We start from the raw sequence: 12,248 nt of genomic DNA, 5'->3' as shown, positions 1-12,248 counted from the left end.
ATTAAGTGTTACAGTCCAGTTGCCTGCAGCGCGGTCACGGCGATCATCTGGGTCACATCCTCGGCGCTGCATCCGCGGGACAGGTCGTTGGCGGGTTTGGCCAGCCCCTGCAAGACCGGACCAATGGCGGTGTAGCCCCCCAACCTTTGGGTGATCTTGTAGCCGATATTACCAGCATCAAGGTTGGGAAAGATCATCACGTTGGCCTGCCCGGCGACTGACGATCCCGGCGATTTTCGCTCGCCAACCGAAGGTACAAAGGCGGCGTCAAATTGCAATTCACCGTCGACATTCAGGTCCGGCGCGGCCTGGCGCAGCGCCTCAGTGGCCTCGATCACTTTGTCCACGTCGGGATGCTTGGCGCTGCCCTTGGTGGAAAAGCTGAGCATCGCGATTTTTGGATCGACCTGCAGCAGCGTCCGGGCCGATGCGGCGGATGCGATGGCGATCTTGCTCAGCTCGCTCGCGGTCGGATTGATGACCAGCCCGCAATCGGAATACAGCATCGCCCGCGCCCCGGGCTGAGCGTTTTCCGGCGGGTACATCAGGAAGAAAGACGACACCATTCCTGCATCGGGGGCCATGCCAATCACCTGGATCGCCGCACGGACGATTTCGCCGGTCGTGTGAACGGCCCCTCCTACGGTGCCGGTGGCACGTCCGCTGCGCACCAGCATGGCGGCATAGACGGGGGGTGTTTCAACGGCAGCACGGGCTTTGGCCCGATCGACGCCTTTATGCTGGCGCAGTTCGAAAAAGGTCTGGGCAAATTCTTCGGTCAGGTCCGAAGTCACAGGGTCATGGATCTCAACGCCCTGAGAGGCCGCAGCCCCCTGATCTTTCAGGGCTGCTTCGACCTCGGCGTACGGGCCAACCAGAATGATATCGGCCAGATTGGCCCTCTGCGCGTTGATGGCCCCTTTTGTGATGCGGGGGTCGTTGCCTTCGCTGAGGGCGATTATGGGACGGGTGGCCGGAGCGTTTTGCCGCAACAGCTCGACGGGTGTCAGGGTCATGTGCTCCGGCCTCGTCCTGGGGTTATGCGCCCTGCGCCTTCATGTCATCGGCGCTGATGCCGGCGACGGCGACGGGTTTTTTCATTGCGTCGCGGCGGAAAGGCTCGCCAAGCTCCTGGTTGATCAGGGCCTCGATCAGCGTGGTGATGCCGTTCTTCTGGTCCTCGATCGCCTGGTTCAGCGCCGCGGTCAGCTCGTCCTGGGTGCGGGCGACAACGCCTTTCAGGCCACAGGCCTGCGCGATACCGGCATAAGACACCTTGGTGTCCAGCTCGGTGCCCACGAAGTTGTCGTCGAACCACAGGGTCGAGTTGCGCTTTTCCGCGCCCCACTGGTAGTTGCGGAACACGATCTGGGTCACGGCGGGCCATTCCTCGCGGCCAATCGCGGTCAACTCGTTCACCGCGATGCCAAAGGCGCCGTCACCGGCAAAGCCCACAACCGGAACATCCGGGCAGCCGATCTTGGCACCGACAACGGCGGGCAGGCCATAGCCGCAGGGGCCGAACAGGCCCGGCGCCAGGTATTTGCGACCCTCTTCAAACGACGGATAGGCGTTGCCGATGGCGCAGTTGTTGCCGATGTCCGAGCTGATGATCGCCTCTTTCGGCAGCGCCGCCTGAATGGCGCGCCACGCCATGCGCGGGCTCATCCAGTCGGGCTTGGCCGCGCGGGCGCGCTGGTTCCAGGTGGTGCCCGGATCGTCATCCTCATGGGTCATCGAGGTCAGTTCCTGCGCCCAGGCCGATTTCTTCTGCGCGATGCGCTCTTTGCGCTCCTTGCGGCCTTCGTCACCGGCGGTGTCGCTCAGCTGGGCCAGAATACCCTTTGCAACCTTGGCAGCGTCGCCGATGATGCCGACGCTGACCGCTTTGGTCAGGCCGATACGGTCGGGGTTAATGTCGACCTGGATGATCTTGGCATCCGCGGGCCAGTAGTTGATGCCATAGCCCGGCAGGGTCGAGAACGGGTTCAGACGGGTGCCGAGGCACAGGACAACATCCGCCTCGCTGATCAGCTCCATCCCCGCTTTCGAACCGTTATAGCCCAGCGGACCGGCAAACAGCGGGTGGCTGCCCGGGAAGGCGTCATTGTGCTGGTAGCCGACGCAGACCGGCGCATCCAGACGCTCGGCCAGCGCTTTCGACGCCTCGATGCCGCCTTCGGCCAGAACCACACCGGCGCCGTTCAGAATGACAGGGTTTCTGGCGTTCGACAGCAGCTCGGCCGCCTGGGCCACGGCGGTTTCGCCACCCGAGGGGCGCTCGAACTCGACAATGGCGGGCAGGTCGATATCGACAACCTGGGTCCACATGTCGCGCGGGATGTTCAGCTGGGCCGGGGCGCTGGCGCGCTTGGCCTGCATGATCACACGGTTCAGAACCTCGCAGACGCGGGTCGGGTCGCGGACCTCTTCCTGATAGGCGACCATGTCCTCGAACAGCTTCATCTGCTCGACTTCCTGAAAGCCCCCCTGACCGATGGTCTTGTTGGCCGCCTGCGGGGTCACCAGCAGAAGCGGGGTGTGGTTCCAGTAGGCAGTCTTGACGGCGGTCACAAAGTTGGTGATGCCCGGACCGTTCTGCGCGATCATCATCGACATCTTGCCGGTCGCCCGGGTGTAGCCATCCGCCATCATCCCCGCGCTGCCCTCATGCGCACAGTCCCAGAACATGATCCCAGCCTTCGGAAACAGATCCGAAATCGGCATCATCGCAGAGCCAATGATCCCAAACGCATGTTCAATACCATGCATCTGCAAAACCTTAACAAAGGCCTCTTCCGTCGTCATCTTCATAGGGGTGTTCTCCAAGCAAGAGTGAGAAAACCGGGCACCGGGACCCGGGGGTTGATATGGTTTTGGCGTAAGGGTGCGACCTGCGTTAGGGCCAGACGCGTCTGCGGAATATGTCCAGTGCGATCTCAGGCAGACCGGATGGCATCCGCGATCAGTTCGACGCCGGGGCCTATGCGGTTGGTCGAAATAGAAGAGTACCCGAGGCGGTAGAAATTCTGCGGCCTGTCGGGCCCCGAGAAAAACGGAGCACCCGGTTCGATATGAACACCCTGGTTCTGCAGCTTTAGCGCAAGCTGCGTTGTGTTGACGTGCTCGGGGGCCGACATCCACATTGATGAGCCGCCCATTACGCCCCGTCCAGCCACTGTGAGCCCGCTTTCTTCGATGGCTTTGTCCATCGCATCGCGCCGCTCTTGCAGGGCTTTCGACATACGTCGGATCTGCGCGTCGTAATGGCCCAATGACAGAAAATACGCTGCCGTGCGCTGAATATGACCCGGAGGGTGGCGCAGGACCAACGAGCGAAGAGCACGTGCTTCGCGGATGAAAGGCTCGGATCCGACCATGTATCCAAGCCGCAATCCCGGAAACAGCGACTTGGAAAAACTGCCGACGTAAATCACGCGCCCATCCCGATCCATGGACTTGAGTGCAGGTGAAGGTGCGCTGCGAAAGGCCATTTCGAATTCATAGTCGTCCTCGACAACCATTGCATCCAGATCGCGTGCCCGATCCAGTAGCTTGTTGCGGCGGTCGATCGGCATCGTCGCGGTTGTCGGGCTTTGATGGCTGGGGGTGGTAAAGATGACATCTGCTTCGTCGGGGATCGCTTCTGGTGGCAAGCCGTCGCGATCGACGCTCAGGGGGGTCACAGCGCAGTCCCAGTGGTTCAAAAGGCTTCGCAGCGCGTAGTAGCAGGGATCTTCGATTACAGCCGTGCGTTTGTGTGTCAGCAAGATGCGTGAGGCCAGCCAAAGCGCGTTCTGCGCGCCCAGGGTGATCAAGATCTCTTCGGGGCGGGCGACGATACCACGGCGCGGCAGGGTGTGGCGCGCGATGAATTCGATTAGCAACGGATCATCCTGATCCACGTAATCCCCTGTCAGCGAATCGAAGTCTTTGTGCCCCAATGCGCGAACCGCGCATAATCTCCAGTTGGCGTGATCAAACAGGGTTCGGTCGGCCTGACCGTAGATGAACGGATAGCGGTATTCGCGCCAATTGCTGGGTTTCGGCAGGACGTCGCTGTCCAGAAAGCGGCGCGCCAATGCCCTGTCCCAGTCGACAGATTCCGTGCCGCGCTGCACGGGCGAGTATTTGGGCGGAACCGGTGCGTTTTGCGAGACGTAATATCCTGACCGGCCCTTTGCCGTCAGATAATCATTGGCCAGCAACTCGGTATAGGCAAGCGTCACCGTGATGCGGCTGACGCCCAGATGTGCGGCCAGCTTTCGCGAGGATGGCAGTTTTTCCCCCACGTGAAAGCGACCGGACAGAATGCCCTCGGCAATCATCTGCTGGATCTGGGCCTGCAACGTGCCCTGACCGTTGAGCTCAAGAAAGAATGTTTCGACCGATATCCCCATGCCTGCTTATAGGTTGGACTTAAGGCAGGGGCAATCTGGACTTACAGTGTCATGAAAAATTTTCCCAAGGTGGGTTGACCAGGGTCCTTTGTGAAACTACAAAACTAGAGATCTAGTTTAATGGAGGCAACTCATGTGGGAAACTGCTGCTGCCGGATTTTCCGCCATGGGTTCGGAAGCCCGGCTGAAAGTCCTCAAGACGCTAGTGCGGGCTGGTGAGGCCGGTCTGACCGTTGGCGAAATCCAGAACCGGACGGGGATTGCCCCGTCGACTTTGGCGCACCACCTGCGGTTTCTTGCAGCCGGAGGTGTGGTTGAGCAGGAAAAGATCGGTCGCACCACGATCAACCGGGCCTGTTATGACGAATTGAAGACGCTGGCGCAGTTCATTCTTAGCGAATGCTGCGCTGACGCGGTTGGAAAGGCGGCCAACGATGGCTGAATTGACGCAATCGCCCCGACTGACCGCCAAAGGTGCGCTTGAGATGATCAAGACACCCTGGGCATTGATCATGGTCATTCTTGTGGCGGTGGCCGTTCTCGACCCCGGCAACCTGCGTGAGGTTGCGAGTTTTGCAGTCAGGGCCTTGGCGCATACAGGACAATACATCCTGTTTGCTGTGCTTCTGTTGTCATATCTCAAGGCAACCGGGGCCGAGGTGATGGTGGCGCGCGCTTTTGAAGGGCGCGAAACCCGGATGATCTTTCTGGCCGCCCTGTTCGGCGGCCTCGCACCGTTTTGTTCTTGCGAAGTCATTCCCTTTATTGCGGGCTTGCTTGCACTCGGAGCGCCGCTGTCGGCCGTGATGGCGTTCTGGCTCAGCTCGCCGTTGATCGACCCGCCGACGCTTTTGATTACGGCTGCCGCGCTGGGATGGCCCTTTGCCATCGGTAAGGCGGTTGCCGCCGTTGCGCTTGGCCTGTTCGGCGGGTTCGCGGTTCGGTTACTGATGCGGCAGGGGGCATTTGCCCAGCCCTTGCGCGAATACAAACCTGCCGGGTGTTGCGGATGTGGTCCGAAAGCGGATGACAAGCCGGTCTGGAAGTTCTGGCAAGAGCCTGAGCGTCGCGTTCGGTTTCGTTCGGAATTCGCACACAACGGGCTGTTCCTGCTGAAGTGGCTGGCACTGGCCTATGTGCTCGAAGCTTTGTTGGTCAACTATGTGCCTGCGGACCTGATCGCTGGCGTCGTTGGCGGAGAAGGCGTGCTGCCGATCATCGTTGCTTCTCTGGTGGGGATGCCGGCCTATCTGAACTCTTACGTCGCGCCGCCGCTGCTGGCGGGTTTGATCGATCAGGGCATGACCGCGGGGGCTGCGATGTCGTTCATGGTTGCCGGTGCCGTCAGTTCCATACCGGCAATGGCCGCAGTCTGGTCATTGGTCAAACCGCGCGTGTTTGCGACTTACCTGAGCCTTGGTGTGGGGGGCGCAATAATCGCAGGCATCATCTTTCAGGTGGTATGAACGAAAAAGCCGCCCGGTGTCAGCATCGGGCGGCCTTGTTTTGTCTGAAATTTCGATCAACCGGATTCGCAGAGACGGGGCAGTTTGAACCGATACCGGGCTTCGCCGCTTTTGACGTAGATGCGTTTTTCCACGCAGGCCGTCGTTCCAACGGTTTGTGAAATCTGCGACTCGGTCGACGTAATCGACGTGGCCGATCCATCGGGCAGGCGAACCGAGGCTACGACGCCGTTCTTCAGGTCCCCGTTCACCGGGGTTGCGGCCAGAACCGGTACGAGCAGGAAAGCCTCGTGCTCGTGTTCGCCTTCGTCCCCCAACAGAAACAAGGTGGTGACGATGGCGATCATGACAACACCACCCGCCAGACCCAGCCCCCATGTCCTGAGAAAGGCGTAGATCGTTACGGCGCGGTGCGGGCCGAAAATCGCAGAAAGAATGCTCAACATGACAAGTCCGTCAAAAAAGCCCCAGCCGTTCCGACCGGGGCTGATTGTCTGTTACAGACGAGGATCATCCTCGTCTTCATCATCCGCCCCGCCTTTGGGCAGGTTGAAGAAACTGTCGGCGTCGATGATAGGCTCGTCGTCTTTTTCATCCGACCGATCATCGGACAGCGAGAAGGTTTCCAGACCTTCGATCGCGGTCGGGATTTTCGGCGCAGCGTCCATTTCCAGCGACTGCTCGGTCGAAACCAGCTTGCGACGCTCGTCATCGCTCATCACGCCGCCTTCGGCCGCTTTCTTGGCAGCGGCCTTCTGCACGATCGCATCCAGTTCGGACTGTTTGCACAGGCCCAACGCAACCGGGTCGATCGGCTGCATGTTCGAGATGTTCCAGTGCGTGCGCTCGCGGATCGACTGGATAGTCGGCTTGGTGGTGCCAACCAGCTTGGCGATCTGGCCGTCGCTGAGTTCGGGGTGGAACTTGACCAGCCACAGGATCGAGTTCGGACGGTCCTGACGCTTGGACAGCGGGGTATACCGCGGGCCACGGCGCTTTTCTTCGCCGGATGCCGCCGGGTTGAACTTGAGCTTCAGCTTGTGCAGCGGGTTGTTCTGCGCGGCGTCGATCTCATCCTGAGTCAGCTGGTTGTTTGCGATCGGGTCAAAGCCCTTTACGCCTGCGGCCACATCGCCATCGGCGATGCCCTGCACTTCCAGTTCGTGCATCCCTACGAAATCCGCGATCTGCTTGAAGCTGATCGTGGTGTTGTCCACCAGCCATACGGCGGTTGCCTTGGCCATAAGCGGTTTTGCCATCAGCCCGTCTCCTATACATACATCTTTCCCGTCGCCGGAATTCGGCGGCCCCTTGGTCTTGGGGCAGGTTTCCGTTGTCGGGGAACTTGGCCCGTATATAGTCGCCACGCAGCAAGAAGGGAAGAGGCGAATGCGCTGGGTCGTATTGTGGGTCTTCAGCGCGATGACAGCGCTGGCCGAAGGTGAAAAAGCAGGTGAGTTCGACTATTACGTCCTGTCTCTCAGCTGGTCGCCCAACTGGTGCGCCCGTGAAGGGGACGCGCGCGGGTCAGACCAATGTGACGACCGGCACGACCACGGATGGATCCTGCACGGGCTCTGGCCGCAATTTCATCAGGGCTGGCCATCCTTCTGCGGCTCGCCCGAGGCGCCGCCAACACGCCGCATGACGCGGGAAATGGAAGATATTCAGGGTAGTGCGGGCCTTGCATGGCATCAGTGGAAGAAACACGGCACCTGTTCGGGGCTTTCTGCGCCCGACTATTTCGCCCTGTCCCGGCGTGCCTATGACGCTGTCGAACGCCCGCAGGTCTTCCGCAAGCTGGACGCATCCGTCAAACTGCCGGCTTCGGTGGTCGAGGATGCGTTTTTGAAGGCCAATCCGGGGCTTGAGCGCGATATGATCACGGTCACCTGCAAACAGGGCTATATCGAAGAGGTCCGCCTATGCCTGTCGCGCGACCTTGATCCGGTGCCATGCGGCCGCGATGTAATTCGCGACTGCACCGCCAAGGACGCGCTGTTCGATCCGATTCGCTAGAGCTTCTTGTTCTGGCAGTCCCGCGCATAGTCCAGCGCCTTGGCGGTGCCTTTCAGATCAATCGCCATCACCACCTCGCCTGCGGGATTGTAAACCGTCATCGTCTTGTTCTGGGCAATCGCGGTGACGAAATTCCGGTCGGTAAAAAACACCGTCGCACCGGGCACTTTGCGTTCATTGAACCCGATAGCGGTGGCATCAAAGCTCTTGCCGTCCAGTTCGAACCGGATGGGATAGCTCTCACCTTGCTTAATGTCGCCCCAGGCCTTGTTGTAAACGGCGAAATACCCGCGATTATCCAATGCGTCATAGCCCAGCCGCACGACCGAGAGATCCTGATACACCGTCTGGATCAGACACCCGTTCCCAAGCGCCGGGTCCATCATGATGTTCCAGCCTTCGACAAAGCCCTTGTCGACCAGTTCCTGCGACAGGGCAGCGGTTGCGGTGAAGGCGGCGAAGGTAATGGCGAGAAGGCGGGTCATGGGCGGCTCCAAAATAATCGCTGAGTTTACCTATCCTTAGAGTAGTTCCATGGTCATCCAAAGTCGCTTTTTTGTCACCGCGACTGTTCTGACAACGATGATGAGTACAACATGAGTTTCGAACCCAAGCAATTTGTTCAGGTCACTATGGTTTCAACTCCGTTTGAAAGATGAAACACGCAACCCTGAGTTCGGGGTAGCTGTAGCAACTTGTCCAGATCGAGACCCAACCAAAGCCCTCTCAGCACCAAGGACGTGACGCCGTGGGTTACTATGATCGCAGGTTCATCTTGTTCCTTCAGAAATGAGTCTACTCTACCGCAGATGTCATCAAAGCTTTCCCCACCCGGGCTGCGGAAGAACCAATGATAGCTTTCATAGGAACAATCGATTTGCTCTCGGATGAAATCACGCGTTGCGCCTTCCCATTGCCCAAACGCGATTTCCATAAGCCGTTCATCATGTATCAACTCATGATGAGGCGTCGTTGCCAAGCGGGCGGTATGCATTGCTCTCTTTTGCGGGCTGACGAAAACGCGCAAAGGTGCATTCGGTATTCGCCTGAGTATCTCATTTTGTTTCCGGGCCTGAGACTTGCCAATTTCCGTCAACGGCGAATTCTTGCGCCCTTGGAACTTCCCCAGTGTGTTCCATTCGGTTTCGCCATGTCGCAGCACAAAAAGATCTGGATACTTGTTCAAGATGTGTACCTGAATTGAATACCGTTTGAGGTGCCATTCTTGTTGCCTCTTTTTAAGGACGCTGATTTATAGATGCTGACCTAAATTTCCTTGCGCGCCCGGAGCGCCGCCGTGATCGTTCCGTCATCCAGATAATCCAACTCTCCACCGATGGGCACGCCTTGCGCAAGTGAGGTCAGGCGCACCTGACCTTCCAGCTGGTCCGCGATGTAATGGGCGGTGGTCTGACCGTCGACGGTGGCGTTCAGGGCAAGGATCACTTCGGTGATCCCTTCGGCCAGGACCCGATCCTTGAGGCGGGGAATGCGCAGCTCGTCCGGGCCGACCCCGTCCAGTGCAGACAGTGTGCCGCCCAGCACGTGATAGCGGCCTTTGAAGACGCCTGACCGCTCCATCGCCCAAAGGTCGGCGACGTCCTCGACCACGCATAGCTCTCCGGTCGCTCGGGCCTCACTATTGCAGATGTCACAGATATCGGTGGTGCCTACGTTGCCGCAATTCAGGCATTCGCGGGCGGTGACGGCCACTTGCTGCATGGCGTCTGACAGGGGCGTCAGCAGCAAGGCGCGTTTGCGGATCAGGTGCAGCACCGCGCGGCGGGCCGAGCGCGGGCCCAGCCCCGGCAGTTTGGCCATCAGGTCGATCAGATTGTCGATTTCGCTGTTCGTTCCCATGGCCTGTCCTGCTTTGCGCCGGAGGGAGCCTCCGGCGGGAGTATTTGGGAAAAGATGAAGCTCAGAACGGTAGCTTGATGTCTTTGGGCAGGCCCATGCTTTCGGTCAGCTTGCCCATCTCTTCCTGTGAACGTTCGGCGGCTTTGGCCTGAGCATCCTTGATGGCAGCCAGGATCAGGTCTTCGACCACTTCCTTGTCATCGCCGTTGAAGATCGACGGGTCGATGTCCAGCCCCTTGAGTTCACCCTTGGCTGTGGCCGTTGCCTTGACCAGCCCTGCACCGGATTCGCCGACAACCATCATGTTGTTCAGCTCTTCCTGCATTTCGGTCATCTTGGTTTGCAGGTCTTGTGCGGATTTCATCATCTTTGCCATGTCGCCCAGTCCGCCAAGCCCGCCGAGTCCTTTCAGCATCAGTCGTCTCCTGTGTTTCTGTTTGGTTCTAAATACGGACCGCAGGCAGGTGGCACAAGAGGTCTCCCGCCTGTCCAGATCAGAGCGTCGCGGACCGATCATTTATGTGCCTGCAATCCCTCCCTCAGTTGCATGGTGGAGGGGCGTGAGTATGCCGGTTTCTTGAAACGTGGACCCACGGGCTGAGGCCTAATCCTCTTCGAACGGGTCCCATTCCTCTTCGACTTCGGGAAGGGCTTCGGTCACAACCTTGGCGGCGCGCTGCTCCGGTGTTTCGATCCGAATGATCTTTGCCTTGGGGAATTGCGTCAGCACGGCCTGAACCAGCGGGTGTTCTTCGGCCTCGGCTTTCAGGGCCAGCTCGGCCCGGTCCCGCACTTCCGCGATGGTCGCGGCATCCCCGTCCGAGACAATGGAGACGGCCCATCGATTGCCGGTCCAGCGTTGCAGGGCAGAGCCCAATCGCGACGCCAGATCCGACGGTGCCTGAGGTGTCTGGGTGAATTCGATCCGGCCAGGCTGGTACGACACAAGGCGCACGCCGCTTTCCACCTCGACAAGCAGTTTCACATCGCGGTTTGTGCGGATCAGTTCCACCACATGCCCGAAGGTTGGATAGCGGGCCAGGGCCGTCTGTGCATCCTGCGCCAGTGCAGCAACCGGTGCGCCACCCGCGCCGCGCGGGGGCGATGTATAGGCAGGCGGCGGGGTCGCGTTGGATTGCGTTGCCACCGGGGCCTGCCGGGACGGTGACATGCCCCCGCCCGGCCCGCCGGGTGGCGAAGGTGGGGCGTCTTGCAGCCGTTTGATCAGCTCTTCGGGGCTGGGCAAATCGGCGACATGCGTCAGTCGGATAACAGCCATTTCGGCGGCCATCATCGCGTTGGGCGCGGCAGAGACTTCCTCCAGCGCCTTCAGCAGCATTTGCCACATCCGGGTCAGAACCCGCATTGGCAAGGCCTCGGCCATGTGCTGGCCCCGTGTGCGTTCGTCGGGGGAAACCGTCGGGTCCTGGGCCGCGTCAGGTGTGATCTTTACGACGGACACCCAATGCGTGATTTCGGCCAGATCGCGCAGCACGGCCAGAGGGTCTGCGCCTTCCGCATATTGACCGCTCAGTTCAGTGAGCGCCCCTGCCGCGTCACCGCGCAGGATCATGTCCATCAGGTCCAGAACCCGTCCACGATCGGCCAGACCCAGCATCGCACGGACCTGATCTGCCGTCGTCTCTCCGGCCCCGTGCGAGATTGCCTGATCCAGCAATGAGGTCGCGTCGCGGGCCGATCCTTCTGCGGCGCGGGTGATCAACGCCAGCGCATCGTCGGCGATCTGCGCGCTCTCGGCCCCGGCGATCTTGCGCAGCAGGCCGATCATGTCTTCGGGCTCGATCCGGCGCAGGTCAAAGCGCTGACACCGCGACAGAACCGTGACCGGCACTTTGCGAATCTCGGTGGTCGCGAAGATGAATTTCACATGTGCGGGCGGTTCCTCGAGCGTCTTGAGCAGCGCGTTGAATGCGCTGGTCGAGAGCATGTGAACCTCGTCGATGATGTAGATCTTGTAGCGTGCACTGGCGGCGCGATAGCGGACACTGTCGATGATCTCGCGGATATCGTTGACGCCGGTACGGCTGGCCGCATCCATTTCCATCACATCGACATGGCGACCTTCCATGATTGCGACGCAATGCTCGCACTGACCGCAAGGCTCGGTTGTCGGTCCTCCGGTTCCATCCGGTCCGATGCAGTTCATGCCTTTGGCGATGATCCGCGCCGTGGTGGTTTTTCCCGTTCCGCGAATGCCGGTCATGATAAAGGCCTGCGCAATCCGGTCGGCCTCGAAGGCGTTTTTTAGGGTGCGCACCATAGCATCTTGACCCACCAGGTCGGCAAAGGTTTCCGGGCGGTATTTGCGGGCGAGAACCTGATAGGCGGGGCTTGGCGTGTCTGTCATGTCTTCTCGCTCGGATTCGGTGCTTCGGCACAGCGTAGTGGCGGCGGCAGTCCGCGTCCACTGTGGGGCGTGATGATTTTTTGTTTCAGAAACGGGCTGGTTTCCAACTAAACTGGTCCAGCGGATTTAATGACT

General features: G+C 59.9%; 13 protein-coding genes. 3 read left to right on the top strand and 10 right to left on the bottom strand.

What is annotated here, in order from left to right:
• Positions 1–8: 8 nt before the first annotated feature.
• The 3 genes from pta to pdxR all read right to left on the bottom strand — a co-directional run bounded on the left by pta (position 9) and on the right by pdxR (position 4,400).
• Positions 9–1,016 carry a phosphate acetyltransferase gene (pta, locus tag ACR3E2_RS11025; RefSeq protein ID WP_480492736.1) on the bottom strand — a complete coding sequence of 336 codons (1,008 nt, stop codon included), beginning with the start codon at positions 1,014–1,016 and terminating at the stop codon, positions 9–11.
• Between the two features lie 22 nt (positions 1,017–1,038).
• The gene (gene xsc, locus ACR3E2_RS11020) at positions 1,039–2,814 is read right to left on the bottom strand and encodes a sulfoacetaldehyde acetyltransferase (RefSeq protein ID WP_209508319.1); all 1,776 of its coding nucleotides are present in this window, start codon (positions 2,812–2,814) and stop codon (positions 1,039–1,041) included.
• Between the two features lie 125 nt (positions 2,815–2,939).
• A complete protein-coding gene (gene pdxR, locus ACR3E2_RS11015) occupies positions 2,940–4,400 on the bottom strand; it encodes a MocR-like pyridoxine biosynthesis transcription factor PdxR (protein ID WP_267363605.1) in 1,461 nt (486 codons plus the stop codon).
• Between the two features lie 133 nt (positions 4,401–4,533).
• Here pdxR and ACR3E2_RS11010 point away from each other — a divergent pair, with 133 nt between their 5' ends.
• Positions 4,534–4,842: an ArsR/SmtB family transcription factor gene (locus ACR3E2_RS11010; RefSeq protein ID WP_209507696.1), complete on the top strand. Its 309-nt coding sequence runs from the start codon at positions 4,534–4,536 to the stop codon at positions 4,840–4,842.
• Positions 4,835–5,866 carry a permease gene (locus ACR3E2_RS11005; RefSeq protein WP_480484667.1) on the top strand — a complete coding sequence of 344 codons (1,032 nt, stop codon included), beginning with the start codon at positions 4,835–4,837 and terminating at the stop codon, positions 5,864–5,866. Before ACR3E2_RS11010 ends, ACR3E2_RS11005 begins: the two co-directional genes overlap by 8 nt.
• Before the next feature lie 56 nt (positions 5,867–5,922).
• Here ACR3E2_RS11005 and ACR3E2_RS11000 read toward each other — a convergent pair whose 3' ends face one another.
• Positions 5,923–6,312, bottom strand: coding sequence for a hypothetical protein (locus tag ACR3E2_RS11000; protein WP_480484668.1), 390 nt, complete (start codon positions 6,310–6,312; stop codon positions 5,923–5,925).
• A 51-nt stretch (positions 6,313–6,363) separates the two neighbouring features.
• Positions 6,364–7,125, bottom strand: coding sequence for a DUF1013 domain-containing protein (locus ACR3E2_RS10995; protein ID WP_480484669.1), 762 nt, complete (start codon positions 7,123–7,125; stop codon positions 6,364–6,366).
• A 130-nt stretch (positions 7,126–7,255) separates the two neighbouring features.
• Here ACR3E2_RS10995 and ACR3E2_RS10990 point away from each other — a divergent pair, with 130 nt between their 5' ends.
• On the top strand, positions 7,256–7,885 hold the full coding sequence (locus tag ACR3E2_RS10990; RefSeq protein WP_480484670.1) for a ribonuclease T2 family protein: 630 nt from the start codon (positions 7,256–7,258) through the stop codon (positions 7,883–7,885).
• On the opposite strand, the gene ACR3E2_RS10985 is transcribed toward ACR3E2_RS10990, so the two are convergent.
• The 5 genes from ACR3E2_RS10985 to ACR3E2_RS10965 form a co-directional block, all read right to left on the bottom strand.
• Positions 7,882–8,370 carry a hypothetical protein gene (locus ACR3E2_RS10985; RefSeq protein WP_480484671.1) on the bottom strand — a complete coding sequence of 163 codons (489 nt, stop codon included), beginning with the start codon at positions 8,368–8,370 and terminating at the stop codon, positions 7,882–7,884. The two genes, ACR3E2_RS10990 and ACR3E2_RS10985, sit on opposite strands and share 4 nt — an antisense overlap.
• 137 nt (positions 8,371–8,507) lie before the next feature.
• Positions 8,508–9,047: a histidine phosphatase family protein gene (locus ACR3E2_RS10980; protein ID WP_480484703.1), complete on the bottom strand. Its 540-nt coding sequence runs from the start codon at positions 9,045–9,047 to the stop codon at positions 8,508–8,510.
• A 104-nt stretch (positions 9,048–9,151) separates the two neighbouring features.
• Entirely contained in the window at positions 9,152–9,745 is a 594-nt protein-coding gene (recR, locus tag ACR3E2_RS10975; RefSeq protein ID WP_480484672.1) for a recombination mediator RecR, read from the bottom strand.
• A 61-nt stretch (positions 9,746–9,806) separates the two neighbouring features.
• Entirely contained in the window at positions 9,807–10,160 is a 354-nt protein-coding gene (locus tag ACR3E2_RS10970; RefSeq protein ID WP_209507712.1) for a YbaB/EbfC family nucleoid-associated protein, read from the bottom strand.
• A gap of 189 nt (positions 10,161–10,349) precedes the next feature.
• The gene (locus ACR3E2_RS10965; protein WP_480484673.1) at positions 10,350–12,113 is read right to left on the bottom strand and encodes a DNA polymerase III subunit gamma/tau; all 1,764 of its coding nucleotides are present in this window, start codon (positions 12,111–12,113) and stop codon (positions 10,350–10,352) included.
• Positions 12,114–12,248 lie beyond the last annotated feature (135 nt).

It is taken from the genome of Ruegeria sp. AL7 (genome assembly GCF_056536105.1).
This window is presented reverse-complemented; position numbering and strand designations above follow the sequence as displayed.